General features: G+C 61.7%; 18 protein-coding genes. 12 read left to right on the top strand and 6 right to left on the bottom strand.

Annotated elements, in window-relative coordinates:
- The first annotated feature begins 42 nt into the window (after positions 1-42).
- Positions 43-666 (top strand): hypothetical protein, encoded by a 624-nt coding sequence (locus CO670_RS28535; RefSeq protein WP_097593361.1) that lies wholly within the window; start codon positions 43-45, stop codon positions 664-666.
- Positions 667-690: 24 nt separating this feature from the next.
- On the opposite strand, the gene CO670_RS28540 is transcribed toward CO670_RS28535, so the two are convergent.
- The 4 genes from CO670_RS28540 to CO670_RS28555 form a co-directional block, all read right to left on the bottom strand.
- On the bottom strand, positions 691-978 hold the full coding sequence (locus tag CO670_RS28540) for a hypothetical protein (RefSeq protein WP_097593380.1): 288 nt from the start codon (positions 976-978) through the stop codon (positions 691-693).
- 11 nt (positions 979-989) lie between these two features.
- A complete protein-coding gene (locus CO670_RS28545; protein ID WP_245426059.1) occupies positions 990-1,358 on the bottom strand; it encodes a hypothetical protein in 369 nt (122 codons plus the stop codon).
- Positions 1,359-1,464: 106 nt separating this feature from the next.
- Positions 1,465-3,648, bottom strand: coding sequence for a DUF1217 domain-containing protein (locus CO670_RS28550; RefSeq protein WP_097593363.1), 2,184 nt, complete (start codon positions 3,646-3,648; stop codon positions 1,465-1,467).
- A 251-nt stretch (positions 3,649-3,899) separates the two neighbouring features.
- A complete protein-coding gene (locus CO670_RS28555; RefSeq protein WP_097593364.1) occupies positions 3,900-4,547 on the bottom strand; it encodes a TetR/AcrR family transcriptional regulator in 648 nt (215 codons plus the stop codon).
- A gap of 164 nt (positions 4,548-4,711) precedes the next feature.
- Here CO670_RS28555 and CO670_RS28560 point away from each other — a divergent pair, with 164 nt between their 5' ends.
- The 8 genes from CO670_RS28560 (at position 4,712) to CO670_RS28595 (ending at position 12,674) form a co-directional block, all read left to right on the top strand.
- Positions 4,712-5,575 (top strand): EF-hand domain-containing protein, encoded by an 864-nt coding sequence (locus CO670_RS28560; protein WP_097593365.1) that lies wholly within the window; start codon positions 4,712-4,714, stop codon positions 5,573-5,575.
- Between the two features lie 322 nt (positions 5,576-5,897).
- Positions 5,898-7,190, top strand: coding sequence for a flagellar hook protein FlgE (locus CO670_RS28565; RefSeq protein ID WP_097593366.1), 1,293 nt, complete (start codon positions 5,898-5,900; stop codon positions 7,188-7,190).
- A gap of 13 nt (positions 7,191-7,203) precedes the next feature.
- Complete coding sequence (flgK, locus tag CO670_RS28570; RefSeq protein ID WP_097593367.1) at positions 7,204-8,664, top strand: flagellar hook-associated protein FlgK; 1,461 nt, start codon at positions 7,204-7,206, stop codon at positions 8,662-8,664.
- A 2-nt stretch (positions 8,665-8,666) separates the two neighbouring features.
- Positions 8,667-9,713, top strand: coding sequence for a flagellar hook-associated family protein (locus CO670_RS28575; RefSeq protein WP_097593368.1), 1,047 nt, complete (start codon positions 8,667-8,669; stop codon positions 9,711-9,713).
- A gap of 10 nt (positions 9,714-9,723) precedes the next feature.
- A complete protein-coding gene (locus CO670_RS28580) occupies positions 9,724-10,098 on the top strand; it encodes a hypothetical protein (protein ID WP_088675817.1) in 375 nt (124 codons plus the stop codon).
- 154 nt (positions 10,099-10,252) lie between these two features.
- Entirely contained in the window at positions 10,253-11,146 is an 894-nt protein-coding gene (locus CO670_RS28585) for a DUF6502 family protein (RefSeq protein WP_097593370.1), read from the top strand.
- Entirely contained in the window at positions 11,143-12,189 is a 1,047-nt protein-coding gene (locus CO670_RS28590; RefSeq protein ID WP_097593371.1) for a DUF5666 domain-containing protein, read from the top strand. Before CO670_RS28585 ends, CO670_RS28590 begins: the two co-directional genes overlap by 4 nt.
- Before the next feature lie 236 nt (positions 12,190-12,425).
- Positions 12,426-12,674, top strand: a complete 249-nt coding sequence (locus CO670_RS28595; protein WP_097593372.1) for a hypothetical protein — start codon at positions 12,426-12,428, stop codon at positions 12,672-12,674.
- A gap of 115 nt (positions 12,675-12,789) precedes the next feature.
- Here CO670_RS28595 and CO670_RS28600 read toward each other — a convergent pair whose 3' ends face one another.
- Positions 12,790-13,038: a type II toxin-antitoxin system VapB family antitoxin gene (locus tag CO670_RS28600; protein WP_097593373.1), complete on the bottom strand. Its 249-nt coding sequence runs from the start codon at positions 13,036-13,038 to the stop codon at positions 12,790-12,792.
- A gap of 192 nt (positions 13,039-13,230) precedes the next feature.
- Between CO670_RS28600 and CO670_RS28605 the strand changes: the two genes are divergently transcribed.
- Both CO670_RS28605 and CO670_RS28610 read left to right on the top strand, forming a co-directional pair.
- A complete protein-coding gene (locus CO670_RS28605) occupies positions 13,231-15,048 on the top strand; it encodes a HAMP domain-containing methyl-accepting chemotaxis protein (protein ID WP_097593375.1) in 1,818 nt (605 codons plus the stop codon).
- 103 nt (positions 15,049-15,151) lie between these two features.
- Positions 15,152-15,547, top strand: a complete 396-nt coding sequence (locus tag CO670_RS28610) for a DUF4112 domain-containing protein (protein ID WP_097593376.1) — start codon at positions 15,152-15,154, stop codon at positions 15,545-15,547.
- A 56-nt stretch (positions 15,548-15,603) separates the two neighbouring features.
- On the opposite strand, the gene CO670_RS28615 is transcribed toward CO670_RS28610, so the two are convergent.
- Positions 15,604-16,641, bottom strand: a complete 1,038-nt coding sequence (locus CO670_RS28615; RefSeq protein ID WP_097593377.1) for a Gfo/Idh/MocA family oxidoreductase — start codon at positions 16,639-16,641, stop codon at positions 15,604-15,606.
- On the opposite strand from CO670_RS28615, the gene CO670_RS33265 reads away from it, so the two are divergent.
- On the top strand, positions 16,628-16,831 hold a 204-nt coding region (locus CO670_RS33265; RefSeq protein ID WP_210202697.1), incomplete at its 3' end, for a hypothetical protein. The two genes, CO670_RS28615 and CO670_RS33265, sit on opposite strands and share 14 nt — an antisense overlap.

Below are 16,831 nucleotides of genomic sequence, written 5' to 3' on the forward strand. Positions count from 1 at the left end.
GCGCCCATTGCGGCGATCGGAGCAGCGCCATAAAACGGAGGCATGAACCGGATCGAGACGCTGCCGCCTGCCTTCGAACGCTTCGAAACGATGTTGGGCGTGCTCGACTTCGCCATCTTCGAGAGTGCGACGGGCGATCGGGAGGGCATGCTTTCCGCCATTCCGCAGGCTTTGCGTTACGCCGAGAGGTTCTATGCGGACAGGCTTCGGCAGCTCGGAGGCAAGCCGATCTCCGACAGGACGTTTTTCGGCGACTGGTACGACTTCGACCGTGGGCATTTGCTGAAGCTCGGGCGCTATAAGACCGCCGCCGGCACGGAGTTGGAGAATCCGGTGCTGAGCTCACTCGACGATATCAGGATCATGTCGGGGAGCAGCTCTTGCCCGGGGGCCGGAAGCGGCGGCCAGTTCGCCTACGCTTTCTCCAACCCGCCCTACCCGCTCGCGGCCAGACCGATCGAGGTGCAGGCGGTATTCGAGGAGATCAGGGATTTCATCCTGCCGCCGGGCCGGCAAAGCGAGATTATCGACTGGTCCAACCCGCGCCTTCCGGAGGTTTCGGATTATTTCGACGCGGGCGCCGAATGGTGGGGCATCTTCCTGTTCGCCATCTTCATACCGTCGATGCGCCGGCTGACGATCATTGCGGGATCGACCACGGACTGAGTGTCGCCCCAGCTGAACAGTTTTTTACCGTCCTTTGGGCAATTGGGTCTCGCCTGCAACAAGCATGTCGCCGCAAGCGGAGCAATAGAGCTCGTCATGCCAGCCATAGTGCGGATCGGTGCAAATCTGATGTTCGAGCTCCGGGACACCCTCATAGCTCCGCGTCCGCAGTTTTTCAGCAAGCGCGCAAAAGACCGATCCGGTTTTAGGCCAGTCGGCGGTGTGTGGAGGAGAGAAGGGATGGCTATTTCCGGCCCGCAACTCTGCCTCGAGGACGGGTTGAAGGTGGCTGCAAAATCGCGCTTTCGTCATTCCCGGCCGCCTCACCAGCCTGAGTGGCGGAGAACACCATAATCCTTTTCCGAGACATCGAAGTTCGCTGCGCCACCATCGCAGGCCATCTCCAGGCCGTATTGCTGGACAAGTCCTTTTATGGCGCCAAGCTGCTCGCTGTAGTCTTGGGATGCCCGCAATTCTTCAAGCGTTCGGCCGCTCCACACAATGACCTTCTTCACCGCCTGCTCATCGACCTTCCAGTTCGAGCACGGATTGCTGCGATGATAATCGGCCTCGGCCATCGCAGATGCCGCCCAAAGGGCGCGCGATTCCGCATCCGAAGCGAATGCGGACGCAAGATTGCCGGCAGTCAGGAGAAAGAAGGCAGCCAGCGCTTTGCGCGCATCGATGCTCATGTGTATTCGCCTCTTGTTGAGTTGAGGCGCGCTATGGCACGACGTCAAGCTTCATACAAGCCGGCCTACCGCAGGGGGTATGCCGTCATTGAACCCGCCCGGATTCTCACCCGCTTTTCAGCTGCGCCACGGCAAGCAGCGTATCGGCGCTGATCGACGCCGAGCCGGTCAGGATGGAAAGTGCGGTCGACGTGGTGCCGGTTCCGTTCGCCATGTCATACATGGCGGTGAAGCGCTTGATCAGGTTGTCCACCTTATCGGGGTCCGACAGGTCCTCGATGTCGATGAAGTTCTCGATCATCTCGGCCTGCTTGTCGACGTCCATGTTCGAGACATAGCTGGAGAGATTGAAGCTCGTGGTGAAGAATTCGAAGAGCGCGCTGTCGCCCAGAATGTCGTAGGCGCTAGAGATCTCCGGCGCCTTTCGTTCGAAATAGAGCGCGAGGCGCACGCCGGTATTGCTGTCGCCCTGATCGTCTTCGAGCGTCAGGCGCACATAGGCGTCGACCGTCTCCAGCACATCGCCGCGCTGCTGCACCGTGCCGGTCGGATCGGCCGAAATATTGCCGTCCTGATCGAAATTGAACGCGCCGACGAGTTCGGCGAAACGACTGTCGTCCAGCTTGTTGACGTAGCTGTCTTCGTCGTCGAGGTCGGAGGCGAACATCTTCTCCAGCTCGTCCGAGGTCACCTCCTCAGGGTCCAGCCCCTTGGCCTCGAGCGCGAAGGCGACCAGCCGGTCGTCGGCCAGGAATTCGCTGGCCGATGTGATCGTCGCCATCTGATCGCGGAAATAGGTGATTTCCTCGTCGGCGGCATCGGTCGCCTCGGTCAGCTCCTCGCCTTCGAGATAGCGGATCTTGTTTTGCTTGTAGTAGGCGGCATAGTCGTCGACGACGGATTCCGACATGGCCTGCAGCGGAACGCTCACATCGCCCTCGCTGTCGAAATTGAATGCCTTGCGAAAGGCGACGAGCCTGTCGTCATCGAGGCTGTTGACGTAGCTCTTGGCGTCCGAGGGATCGCTTTCGAGGATCTTGCGGACTTCGCTCTTCGAAACCTCGGTGGAATCGAGGCCATAGGCGCGCAGCGCCATCTCCCACAGTTCCGGCAGATCGTCGTTGTCGTCATCGTCGTCATCGGCGTTCGATACCAGGAAATCGTCGATGGAGGTGACGCTGGCAATGCGCGTCGTATAGTTGTCGACGGCGTCCTCCGTATCGGTGTTGGCGATCAGCGCCTGATAGTTTTCGTCGAAGGCCGCCGTGGTCGCGGCGGTCTGTTCCGAGGTCTGGGCGGTATCGCCATCGGCAAGCGCGCCCTCCTCATCGAAATTGAAAGCCTCGTGCAGCTCGGACAAGCCGATCGCTTCGGCGACGTCGGCATTTTTCAGCGCTGCGGAGATGTAATTGTCCGGATCGTCGTCGGAAAGACCATAGGCAGTCCTGAGGTAGGAGACGAGCTTGTCGTCGCTCATCAGCTGATCGACCGAGGTGATGTTGCCGATTTGTGCGGCGAAATAGGTGTCGTAGGCCTCCCCGGTTTCCGTGGAGGCGATCGTCGACGCGGCCACCGCATAGCCGCTCGTCACAAGCGAGAGCTGGTCTTCCGACATCACCTCGCCGTCGACCGAGCCGTCCTCGTTGAAATTGAAGGCCTTTGCCAGGCTGAGATAGACATCATCGTCGAGCTGGTTGACGAAACTGTCGGTATCGTCGAGATCACTCGTCAGAACGTCCTTGAGGAAGCTGGTCGAGGTATAGTCGGTGCTGAGGCCGAAGGCGGTAAGCACATAATTCTTCAGTCTCGAACTCGACAGCAGCTCGTCGACCGAGGTGACCGACGAGATATTCTCTTCGAAATATTCCGTCTCGTCCTCGATGTTCTCCGCCTCGGTGTCGAAGGATTCCTCATAGGCATCGAGCAGGCTGTCGCGCTGCGCATCCGATTGCGCCGTCTTCGTCTCGCCGCCGAATTTGAAGGCGGCGGCGAACTCGGCATAGCGGCTGTCGCTCAGGCTGTTGGCGAAGCTCGATGAATCGCTGAGATCGCTCTCCAGCACCTTCTTCATGAAGGCCTTGGCATAGGTCATGTCTTCAAGGCCATAGGCCTTCATGGCGTAGGAATAGAGCTTGTAATCGCTCATGAATTCGTCGACCGTCGTGACCTTGTCGATGTTTTCCCTGTAGTAGGCGCTGTCGCGGGCAACCGTGGCCTGGGACGCCACGCTGGAGAGACTGGCGTTCAGATTCCTGGCGACCGCGAGATAGCTTACATAGGTGGAAACCAAGGCCTGTCCCTCTAACCTCTTGTTTTTACGCAATCGCACTCGTGCCGGTATCGCTCTGCGCGCGACAACGCGCGCGAAAGCCTGCCGGCAGCCGCGGTGAAAATTTCGATCTTTGCTGGGATGTCGCCGCCGGTCATGGCGATATGCGGCCACGGTCATATGGCCGAATCAAATTAAAAGAACTATATAGTTCTATAATTTATCCGGAATGGAATTGGAAGCCGAAAGTCGAGGGATCGCTTTCCGCGGGTCTACGCAGCCCCGACGCCCGCGGCGAAGATGGCGATGCAGCGGCGCAGATGGGCGAGCAATTCGGCCCGGTCGGGCCAGGCCTGGGCGCGCCCTTCCGGCGGACCCATGCCGCCGAAGACCATATCCATCAGCATGCGGGCGCCGCTTGCCGGATCGTCCAGGGTCAGCCTGCCTTCCGCCCGGCGTTCGCTCAGCCAGTCGGCAAGGTGCTGACGGCTGGCAAGCATGCCTTCGCGCTGGAGAATATCGATGAGCTCGGGAAACTGCGCGGCTTCGCGGAAGACGAGCTGCAGGAAGCCGGCGCGATCCGCATCCATCGCCTCGTCCATGTCGATCATGAAGATGCGCTCGAGGCTTTCGGCGATCGAAAGATCTTCGTCCGGCCTCGGCAGGTCGAGCATCAGGCGCCGATGCGCGCCGACCACGGCGGCAAACAGCTCTTCCTTGCTCTGGAACAGCTTGTAGAGCGTCTGCTTGGAAACACCCGCCTCGCCGGCGACGACCGCGGTCGTGCTTCCGGCATAACCGTATTTTACGAAAACGCGTCGGGCGATTTCGACGATATGCGTCCGCTTGTCCTCGTCGCTGGAGACTTTCGGCCGGCCTCGCTTGCGCGGCTCGTCTGCGGGCTCATCGACAATATCCATGGCGATCTAGACCGCGTTTCCGAAGAGCATGCCACCCAGCATGGAAAGCGGACTGCTATTTCTGAGGGATGATTTCTTCGGTTGTGGCATTAGCAATTTCGATTTAGAGAACTCATCAGTTCTGTAATGCGTTGCATCCCCACCCTCTTAGCGATGGAGCGCTTATGACGACCATTTCCGCCGCGACATCAATTTCTTCCTATTCCTATAGCAAGAATTCGACGTCCACAGCCCAGGACATTCTATCCTGTAATACTGTTTCGGCAAAAAAATCAACCACAAGCCAGCAGCTCGACGAAGACGCGACCAACAGCGCCGAGAAGCTCATGTCCCAGTTGATGTCGCTGGCGATGAACGGTCTTGCCGGTCAGTCCGGCTCCAGCGGGGAGCAGGATGGCGGCGAAGGCATGGACGTTGCCGAATTGGACACCGATGGCGACGGTTACGTGAGCAAGGCCGAGTTCGTGGCCGCCAGACCCTCCGACGTGAGCGAGAATCAGGCCGGCACGCTGTTCGACAGCTTCGACACCGAAGGCAGTGGCTCGCTGTCGGTCGATGCGCTGACCGAGGCCATGTCGGCGCAGCGATCGGAGCGGGCCGGCGGGCCGCCGCCGCGGGAAGGCGATGACGAGCTTGCATCGCGGCTCTCCGAACTCGATACCGATGGCGACGGGCTCGTGAGCAAGGCCGAGTTCGTCGCGGGCCGTCCCTCCGATGTGAGCGAGGATCAGGCCGGCACGCTGTTCGACAGCTTCGACACCGAAGGCGCAGGCTCGCTGTCGGTCGACGCTCTGACCGAGGCCATGTCCGCTCAGTCGTCCGAACGGCCCAACGGCCCGCCGCCGGCCGAGGACGATCAGTCTGCGTCGCTGCTCTCCGATCTCGATACGAATGGAGACGGGCTCGTCTCGCTCGAGGAGTTCATGGCGGGCAGGCCGGATGACGTCACCGAGAGCCAGGCGAGCGAACTTTTCGACCTGCTCGATACATCGAACACCGGTTCACTGTCGGCCCGATCCACGGGCTGACAGACGATAAGGGGCGTCGCATTTCAGTTACTGGAGAGACTGTAATGCAACGCTCCGACAGCGGCCCGGCAGTCGTGCCGGCAGAGCCGTCGGCCGGGCCGCTTCTTCGCCAGTGACATGTTTGAAATGGTGCGCCGTGACAGGCGCACCATGCCAGCGCGCGGATGAGCCGCGGCGCCTATCGCCATCACGGGGCCAGTCCAGACAATCAGATCATCGACCGGTGTGGGTCCTGCCCGGCGCCAGCGATGTCGTGCGCCCGGATCCGGGACCTGGAAACCCTCGTCACATGGCATGTTCCCAAACCTTGAAGGATCGAGCCATGAGCATTTTTGGAAGCATGAAAACCGCCGTCTCGGGCATGAGCGCACAGGCAAACCGGCTGAGCACGGTTTCCGACAACATCGCCAATGCGAATACCACAGGCTACAAGGCCGTTTCCACGTCCTTTTCGTCGCTGGTCCTGCCCTCTTCCTCCGGCAACTACAATTCCGGCGGCGTTCAGACATCGGTGCGCCAGGCGATTTCCCAGCAGGGCGACATTTCCTATACGACCTCCGAATACGATCTCGCGATTTCGGGAGACGGCTTCTTCATCGTCGAAGGCGCCGACGGCACGCCGGTGCTGACCCGCGCCGGCGACTTCTCGGTCGACAGCGACGGCAATCTCGTCAACAGCGCCGGTTACACGCTGATGGGCTATTCCTATGATTCCGGCGTGCCGGCAGTTGTCGTCAACGGCTTCGACGGGCTGGTGCCGGTCAATGTCGCCCAGTCGGGTTTGAGCGCGATTGCTTCGACCAGCGCCTATTTCAGCGGCAACCTGAACTCCGAAGCGACCGTCGTCGCCGATACGACGACGCTGCCGAGCGCCAATACGTCAGCTGTCACCGACGATACGCAGAAGATGTCGCTGGTCGCCTATGACAGCCTCGGCGCCACCGTCCAGTACGATTATTACTTCACCAAGACGGGCGTGACGACGGATGCGAGCGGCGCGGTCACCGGCAGCACCTGGGAAGTCGCGGTCTACCGCAATGCCGATGCGGCGACCGGCGGCACGACGTCCTTCCCCTATTCCTCCAGCGCGGTCAGCGTCGCCACGCTCTCCTTCGACGCCAATGGCCAGCTGACCTCCGCGACCGATACCGACATCGTCGATCCCGTGACGGCAAAGACGATCACCATGGATTATTCCGATTTCACCCAGCTTGCCTCGGACTTCTCGGCAACCGGCTCGGCGGACGGTCAGGCCGCGAGTTCGGTGAGCTCGGTGTCGATCGATACCGATGGGGTGGTCTCGGTCTCCTATGCGAACGGCACGACGAAGGCGCTCTACCAGATCCCGCTCGCGAACGTCGCAAGCCCCGACAATCTGACGCTGCTCAGCGGCAACGTCTATACCGCCAACGGCCAGTCAGGCGTCACGGTCACCGGCTTTCCGCAGACGAACGGCCTCGGCTCCATCCAGTCCGGCGCGCTCGAAAGCTCGAATGTCGACCTCGCCGGCGAACTGACGGAGATGATCGAGGCGCAGCGCAGCTACACCGCCAATTCGAAAGTGTTTCAGACCGGCTCCGACATCATGGATGTCCTCGTCAACCTGAAGCGATAGAGGGAGCGCCTGGATGTCGCTCACCTCCGCCTTGAACAGCGTCCAAAGTATTTTCAACAATACCGGACAGCAAAGCAGCGTCGTCTCGACCAATATCGCCAATGTCGGAAATTCCGACTATGTCAGGCGGGAGGCGTCGATCACGACGTCTCTTTCCGGCGCGCAGGTCGTCAGCATCAGCCGGGCGCAGGAAACTGCGCTGCTGGCCCAGTATCTGCAGTCGAATGCCAAGGACAGCGCCCAGCAGACGCTGGTGACCGGGCTTGAAAGCCTGAAGTCGCTGGTGGGCGGCAATGACTATGAGACTTCGCCGAGCACCTATCTCTCGGCATTCCAGGAGGCGCTGCAGACATTCGCGACCTCGCCGAGCAGCACGACCGCGGCGCAATCGGCCGTCACCGCCGCGCAGGACCTTGCCAATTCGCTGAATACGGCAAGCGACGGCGTCCAGTCGATCCGGGCCGAGGCGGACGCGGAGATCGCCACGCAGGTCTCGACGCTGAACACGCTGCTGTCGCAGTTCGAGGCGGCCAACAATGCGGTCAAGCTGGCAACGGCGACCGGCACGGATACGTCTTCGGCGCTCGACGAGCGCGAGAAACTTTTGAAGCAGATCTCGTCGATCGTCGGCGTCAACTCCGTCGTGCGCGACAATAACGACATGGCGCTCTACACCTCCGACGGCACCGTGCTGTTCGAGACCATACCGCGCACCGTCACCTTCGCTTCGACGGCAACCTACGTCGCAGGGACGGAAGGCAATGCCATCTATATCGACGGCGTTGCGCTCGATGCCGGCGAAGGATCGACGACAAGCGCCTCCGGCAGCCTGCAGGCGCTGCTGCAGCTTCGCGACGAAATCGCCCCGACATTCCAGGCCCAGCTCGACGAAGTCGCCAAGGCTCTCGTTCAGGTCTTCTCGGAAACCGACGGCACCACCAGCGCACCCGGGCTTTTCGTCTGGACCACCGCCGCGGGCGCAACCGGGGGAACGCCGTCGTCCTCGAACGATACGACCGGGATCGCCTCGACTATTTCGGTCAATCCAGCCGTCGTCACGAGCGAGGGCGGCGATGCGACGAAGCTGCGCGACGGAACGATCAGCGGCATCACCAATCTCAATACATCAGGCGACAGCGGCTTCTCCGACAATCTCGACGCTCTCTATACGGCATTGACGGAACAGCGCTCGTTCTCTTCGGACGCCGGCCTTTCGACGACGCAGAGCCTGACGGACTATGCCAGCGCCTCCATCGGCTGGCTCGAACAATATCGCAGCGACGCGACATCGGCCTCCGAAACCACGGCCGCCGCCCTGTCGCGCTCCGACGAAGCCTATTCCAACGAAACGGGCGTGAACCTCGACGAGGAGCTGACGCTCCTCCTCGATATCGAACAATCCTACAAGGCAGCGACAAAGATCCTGAACGTCATCGACGAGATGTTCCAGTCGCTCCTCGACATAGCGAGTTAGTCATGAAGGCATCATTCGTTTCATCATCGGCGATGCAGAACGTTCTGAGGCTCACCATCAGCCAGTCCCAATCCAAGCTGCAGCAGGCCTCGACGGAGGCGACGACCGGAACCTATGCCGATATCGGCGTGTCGCTCGGTGCGGGCGCCGCAAAGTCGATCAATCTCACCAGCGCCATCGACCAGGCCGCCTCGTTCAAGACGAGCAATTCCGTCGTCGCCTTGCGCATGGAAGCATCGCAGACCGCGCTTTCCAGCCTCAAGGATGCCGGCGACAGCCTGGTCTCGAACCTGACCGCACTCCAGGCGAGCCAGGATACGACGAGCATCGCGGTTGCGCTGCAATCGGCGAGCGCCACGATCGCGCAGCTGACCTCGACGGCGAACACCTCCGTCAACGGCGAGTTCCTGTTCGGCGGAACGAACCTCGACAACCAACCGCTGAGCGATCAATCCTCGGCGGCCTCGGATGCGATCGTCACGGCGCTCGGCGATTACGCAACCAGTCTCGGCAAGGACGTCAACGAACTGACGGGCGAGGAAATCGGCACGTTCATTACCGACACGGTCGAGCCGATGTTCTCCGAAAGCGCCTGGACGGACACTTCGTCAGGCTGGTCGACCGCCTCCAGCACCGACATGACGAGCCGGATCAGCGGATCGGAAACCATCACCTCGTCGACCAACGCAAATTCCGAGGGCATGCGCTATCTGGCGCTTGCCTCCGTCGTCGTCTCCGCCCTCTTCGGCCAGGATCTGAGCTCCGACGCGCAGAGCACCGTCGCATCCAAGGCGATCGCTTATGCCGCGCAGGCGACCTCAGGCATCGTGACGCAGCAAAGTCAGCTCGGCCTGTCGCAGGAACGGCTCGAAAAGGCAAATGATGCGCTCGACGCCCAGTCGAGCCTGCTTCAGGGCAAGCTCGTCGATCTCCAGGGCGTCGATACCTACGAGGCCTCGACGCTCGTCAACCAGCTGCAGACACAGCTGGAGACCGCCTACACGCTCGTCTCGAAACTCCAGAGCCTCAGCCTGGTCAACTATCTCTGACGGATTGAAGATGCGGGAATTCAAGCGGCTGCAAATACCGGCCTTATCGAAAGAACCCAATATGACATGCTCCGAAATCGTCGCCGAGGCCGCCTTTGCGCTTGCCTCCGGCATCATCGATACGATCCCCTTCGTCGGCTGCAAGCTCGACGAGCAGCAGGCGCAGGCATGGCCGCGATCGGGCGTCTTCACCGATGACGGCGTCGAGATGACGGGCACGCCGCCGGAGATATTCGAGCTTTGCGAACTGCTGGCAGCCCATATCGAGAAGGGCACGGCCTTCGACGTCTTCGAGGTTTTCCACAAGATTGCGCGCATCGACCGGCTGATCGACTGGAGCCACGGCGCGGTGCTTTCACCCGAGCCGCATCCGGTAACGCATTGACAGAACACTCGAAACATCTTCCCAATGGCGGCGTGTCCGCGGCCACGCCGCCGGGAAGCGTGGCATAGGCCGGCCTTGCATGCGGCCCCTCCGTTGCGGCAGTCTGGACTTTGCCATAGGGAGACTGAGGGCGACTGCCGAAGGTCTGCCGGCAATGGTCTTTCAGAGACCGAGTGTGTTCTTGATGTCGAAGCCGCGCGCAAAGCTACCCTTCTCAGAAGAGACCTTGCAGGCCATGCTGGTGCGCGTCCTGCGCCCGCTGGTGAGGCTCGCTCTTGCCTCCGGCTTCAACTTCACCGCCTTTTCGGCCGTTCTTCGCCGCCTCTACATCGAAGTCGCGGAGAACGAATTCGCGCTGCCGAACAAGCAGCAGACGGACAGCCGCATCTCGCTTCTGACAGGCGTCCACCGCAAGGACGTCAACCGGCTGCGCGGACAGGCGCTCGACCCATCGTTCCTGACCGTCGGCGTTTCGCAGACGAGCCGCATCCTTGCCCGATGGCTTGCCGATCCCCTTTATTGCGATGCCGAGGACAGGCCGAGCCCCCTGCCCCGGACCTCCAGCGACGGCGGCCCGTCATTCGAGAGCCTGGTGACCGACATCACCAAGGACGTGCATCCGCGCTCCATCCTGGATGACTGGCTGGACCGGGGCATCGTCCTTCTCGATGAGGACGGCCGGGTCAAGCTCGACCTCTCGTCGATCGTTCCGAATGCCGGCGACGACGCCCGCCGGCATTATTTCACCCGCAACCTTCGCGACCATGTGCAGGCGTCGGTCATGAACCTGATGAACGAGCCGCCTCCCTATTTTGAGCGCGCGGTTCACTATGACGGCATGTCCGCAGCGCTTGCGGCCCGGCTCGACGAGCTCGCCCGCCAGGAAAGCATGGCGCTGCTCCTGAAGCTCAACAAGATCGCCCATCAGGCGATCAAGGACGATGCCGGCGGCAGCAGCCGCTGGATCGCGGGGCTCTATGTCATGACCGAGGAAAGCGAAACCGCCCCCGCGCCAGAAACCGCGTCCAGGACGGAGACCGGCGAATGAGCCCGTCGGCGATCTCGAGAAGACAGTTTCTGCTGGGCGGCATCGCGCTTCAGGTCCTCGGGCCGAAGCTTGCCGCCGCACAGCCGACCGGCACCAGCGATCACGGCATCGGCGGGTCCGGCCTCTCCATCGGAGGCGGGGAAACCGAAGATCACGGGATTGGCGGAACGGGCATCGTTGGAACCATCCAGGGCTTTGGCAGCATCATCGTCAACAACATCCACATCCCGTTCAGCGCGGCGACGCCGATCGAGATCGACGGACGGCGCGTTCGCGCGAGCGCGATGAAGGTCGGCCATGTCGCCCGGGTGCTGCTGACGGGAAAACGCGCTGCCCGCATCACGATCGTCAGCGAGGTCCAGGGCCGCATCGACCGGATGGACAAGAGCGGCCTCGTCATACTGGGACAGAAGATCGACATGACCGACATCGCCACCAAGGGCCTGCGGAAAGGCAAGCGGGTCGCGGTGTTCGGGATCCGCAAACCGGATGGCACGATCCTCGCACGGCGCATCGAGCCCCGCTCCGTTTCCGATGGCGCCCATGTCCGCGGCATCCCGTTCAAAAGCGGCACCCGCACCCTGATCGGCGGCCTTTCGCTTGGAAGCACGCATGGATATCTGGCCGGCAAACAGACACTCGTGCGCCTCAAGGCAGTCGCCGACCGTTTGGTCATCACGCGCGTACAGGCCGAACCCATCGTGCCGGGCCTGAAACGTGGCATCATCAATGTCGAGACCTTCCGGCCGACAGACAGAGGCGCGGCCGGCTCGGGACCGACCCCGTCGTCGCCCGACGGTCATGGCTTCGTCGATATCGGCGTGCGGGATTCGAGCAGAATGACCGGCTTTCCCGGACGTGGTCCCGATGGATTCGGTTCTCGCCCGCCGCGCGGCCCCTGGGATGGGCCGCGGCCCGACCACTCGCCTTTCGGCAGAGGCGGGCCGGGCGGAGATTTTCCGGGTCCGGACAGACGAGGCCCGCCACCCGGCTCGGACGGCCCACCGGGGCCGCCGCCGAACGGTTTTCCAGGCCCGCACTGAAACTGCGATCGACCGCGTTGACAAATGGGAAATTTTCCCATTTTATAGATCTTGCGATTCTCGTTTGAGTCATCTCAAGAGGGAATTGCCGATTGGCTAACGGGTCCGCCCCACACCCGCTAGCCAATCGTCTGATTTCAAATCGTTTATTGTCAAAACCGCGTTCCGAATAATTGCAGCGGACGGCCACACCCAATCGCGCGCCATCCGACCCGAACCGTCCAAAGGAAACAGAATTGCTTTTGCTGGAACGCGAATCCGACACATCGACCGAGATGGACGAACCGGCTGTCGTCGCAACCTGGGAAAACCGCGCTGAGATCATCGAAATCATGGGCAGCGCCCTTCAGATGAGCCAGGAATTCCAGCATCTCTGGAACAGCAGCGGCGAGACGGGCCGCCTCAGCCAGGACGACACGGACAGATTGGTCGCCCTGCTGCGAGAGATCAGCGATCTTAACGAAGTGCTGATGCGACTGGCCTGACGTTCTGGCAATCGGATGCGGCTGCAAAAACCGTCCCGTTGGGCGGGCGTCGATGTCAGAGGATGCCGTCCTCCTCAAAGGACCGATGTTCGAAACAACGTCGCTATCAAAAAAATCAAAGGTCGATACCTTTGTGACCCTGCCGGCCCTCCTTGATGGCGGCTTCCAGGTCGATATCCCTCCCGCCTTGCTGTGAAAGACGAGCATAAAAGGACGCCGCCGGTTCTCGGCCAGCTTCACGTATTTCATAAGATTCGAGAGCCCGCTCGACGATATCGGCAATCGAACGATTTTCACGCCGTGCGAGCCGGCGTGCAAGATCGCGCGCCTTTGCGCTTCGTATGGAAAGTCGAGCTTCGGCCATGCTGATCTCCTATACGGGTCCCGCACTCTTGAATAACCCCAATTTTGGACGGGCGCCAGAGCTCCCTGAATAGGAAAGCCTAATTCCTACCCTCCAAAGAATTAACCATATCTCAGTTTTCTTGCGAAATAATGCGGTACGTAGATCAGGCCGTCTCGAAGCAGAGACGCCAAAAGTTATTTGGAGACAGTCTTGGCATTTACTATTGCGCGCAGTCTGGTGGCCTTCGGTGTCGCCGTTTCAACAGGTCTTTTCATCTCGATCGGATTGCAGCAATCGGCGCTCGAAAGGCTGAAGGTCAACGGTCCGGTTTACGAGCAGGTCGTCTACGGCAAGGATCTCATCGCCGATATTCTGCCGCCGCCGCTTTTCGTGGTCGAATCCTACATGCTCTCCTTCGAAGCGAGCAAGTTTCCCGAACTCACCGAGACCAACCTGGCGAAGATCGCCAATCTGAAGGCCGCTTACGACGATCGCCGCGCCTATTGGAAAACCACCCGGCTGCCGCAGGCCTTGAAGGACGAGCTTGAGAACGACGTGCTGGCCAAGGGCGATACGTTCTGGGACGTGATGAACCGCGAGATCATCCCGGCGCTCAATGCGAAGGATGAAGACAAGGCGCACGGCGCGATCGAGCAGCTGCGCATCGCCTTCCATAAGCACCAGGATGCGGTCGAGAAGCTCGTTGCGAATTCCGACGCCTTCCTGAAGGGCGAGGAAAAGAACGCAGCGTCGGAAATCGTCACCTGGACGATCTATGCGGGTGCGGCCGGCTTCGGTTCCTTCGCCCTGCTGCTGGTCGGGCTCTATCTCCTGCGCCGCCGGGCAATCGTGCCGCTCGACGGCATGAAGGCCTATATGGGCAACCTTGCCGAGGGCGATTTTTCGACCGAAGTTCCCTATGCCAACCGTTCCGATGAGATCGGCGCCATGTCCAAGGCGGTAGCGGTCTTCCGCCGCAACGCGCTGGAGCGCCAGGATGCGCAGAAGCGCGAAACGGCGCTTCGCGACGCCGAATTCGAACGTGAACGCAGCCAGATGGCCGAAAAAGCCGCCGAGGAGCAGACACGCGAGACGGTCATCGACCAGCTGACATACGGCCTGGACCAGCTGTCGCACGGCAATCTCGATTGCCGGATCCAGACACCCTTCGCCGCCACCTACGAGGCCTTGCGCGCGAAGTTCAACGACAGCATGAAGGCGCTGTCCGCTTCGATGGCCGAGATCGCCCAGACCTCCCGGCAGGTCGGCAGCTCCTCGACTGGCATCACCAATGCCGCCGACAATCTCGCCTCGCGCACGGAGCAGCAGGCCGCGATGCTCGAAGAGGCCACCGCCGCGCTCAAGGAGATGAACGCCAAGACCAAGGATGCCTCCCATCATGCCGGCAGGGCAACCGGGCTGATGGCCGAGACCCGCAGCAGCGCCGAACATTCCGCCGCCGTCGTCCGCGATGCGATCGCCGCCATGGAAAGGATCGAAGGCTCATCCGCCCAGATCGGCGAAATCGTCAATGTCATCGACGAAATCGCCTTCCAGACCAATCTTCTGGCGCTGAACGCCGGCGTCGAAGCCGCGCGCGCCGGCGAAGCCGGCAAGGGCTTTGCCGTCGTCGCGCAGGAAGTGCGCGAACTCGCCCTCCGCTCCGCCAACGCAGCCAAGGAGATCAGGGCGCTGATCTCCACTTCCTCGACCCAGGTCTCCACCGGCGTCGAGCTCGTCAACCGCACCGGCAAGGCGCTTCTGGAAATCGAAGGCCAGGTAGAGCAGGTCTCCGGCCTGATCGCCCGCATCGTTTCCGTCTCCTCCGAGCAGGCAACGGCGATCGGCGAAATCAACGCCTCGGTCAGCGCGCTCGACGAGGTCACCCAGCGCAACGCCGCCATGGCCGTGGAAACGGTCTCGGCCTGCCGCGCGCTCGGCGGCCAGACGCAGACGCTGGAGGGCGTGGTCGGCCGCTTTCAGATCGATGCGCCGGTCAGCGGGACACAATCGCAGCGAGCCGCCTGACGCCCGGCGGCCTCGAGGATCGACGCCGCGGACGAACCTTATCGAGCGTGCCGCGTTTCACGGCAATGGAAAGTCATTGTCGTAACATCGCACCTTCGCTCTGATGCCAACATCGACCAGCACGAAACGTCTCACCTCGATCGAGCGTGACAGGATCCAGCGCGCCGCGCGCATCGCCAGGCTGATGGACACCGCGGTCCGTCTGCCGGTGCTCGGCGTGAGGATCGGCGCGGATTCGGTGCTCGGCCTCCTCCCCGGCGTCGGCGACGTCGCCACATCGCTCATCGGGCTTTACATCCTCAATGAGGCGCGCCGCCTCGGCGTTCCCAACCACAAGCTCGCACGCATGGCCGTCAATCTCGGCATCGATGCGGCCGGCGGGACGGTTCCGCTGGTCGGCGATCTCTTCGACGTCTATTTCAAATCGCATCGCCGCAACGTCGGCATCATCCTCGACCATTTCGGCATCAGCGAAGACGAGCTGAACCGGAGAGCCTGAAGGCCACGTGCTTCGCCGCCGGCCTCCGAAGAGATCATGCGGCCGCTGCCCTTCGCCTAAAGTTCCGCCAAAGCGCCGGCCGTCTTCACGGCGTGATCGAGGACGAATTGCAGCTTGGCGGCGTGGGCGAAACCCGGCTCGTCCGGCTGCCCCTTTTGCACGGCCTCTGCAAATCGCTGGAAATTGGTGATGACCGGCTCGACCTCGACCTTGCGCCAGATCGCCTTGTCGGCATCGGCGCCTTCGCAGGTCCTGAGGGTCGAGCCCTCGGGCGTGTGCACCACTTCGAGCGCGCCCTTGTCTCCATGCAGACGCAGACGCAATTCGTTCAGATGGCCGGTCGCCCAGCGCGTTGCATGGATGACGCCGGCCGCGCCGTTTTCGAGTTCGGCCATCATCAGGAAACTGTCGTTTGCGTCGAGGTCATACTCGCCGATGCGGTTCCCGGGGCTCTTGTCGAACACTTTGAGATGCGATGCCGCCGCCTTGACGTCGCTTCCGGCGGCAAAAACCGCGAAATCGAGAATGTGGATACCGACGTCGCCCAGCACACCGTTGGAGCCGTGCTTCGTCGACAGCCGCCAAAGCCATTGCGATTCCTTGGTCCAGTCGCCCCAGGCCTTCGAGACCAGCCAGCTCTGGAGATAGGACGCTTCGAAATGGCGGATCGCGCCGAGCCGCCCGTCCAGCACCATCTTCCGGGCGGCCTGCAGCGGCGCGACGTTCCGATAGGTCAGGTTTACCATCGTGACCTTGCCGGATGCCGCAGCGGCATCGGCCATCTCCCTGGCCTCGCGGTAGTTGACCGCCAGCGGCTTCTCGCAGAGCACATGCTTGCCGGCGGCGAGTATCTTCATCGTCGTCGAATAGTGCGCGCGGTCCGGCGTCACATTGGTGACGGCGTCGAACTCTCCCCAGGCAAGGGCGTCGTCGAGCGACGTGAAAGTCAGCGGGATATTGTGCCTGAGTGCGAAGGCCCGCAGCCGGACCTCGTCCGTATCGACGGCAGCAACGATTTTGACCCCGGCGATTTCCGAGAAATTCATGGCATGGGTATTTGCCCATCCTCCGGTTCCGAGAATGATCAAGCGCATTTTTGTCCTCATGGTCGTATTGTTCGCAGCAAAATCGATTGTCTTTCGCAAGCGCCGGACGGCGGTGCCGGATCGAGAAATCGGCGCCGACTGTCAGCGCCGTTCTTCCCGGGTCGACCGCATGCGTCCGCGCCGAAGCAAGCCGTTTCCGCGCCTCAGCGGTAACCGGCTTCGCCGGCCTGGTGCAGTC

The sequence above is a fragment of the Rhizobium sp. J15 genome, from assembly GCF_002531825.1.
In the GTDB taxonomy this organism is placed as follows: Bacteria; Pseudomonadota; Alphaproteobacteria; order Rhizobiales; family Rhizobiaceae; genus Rhizobium.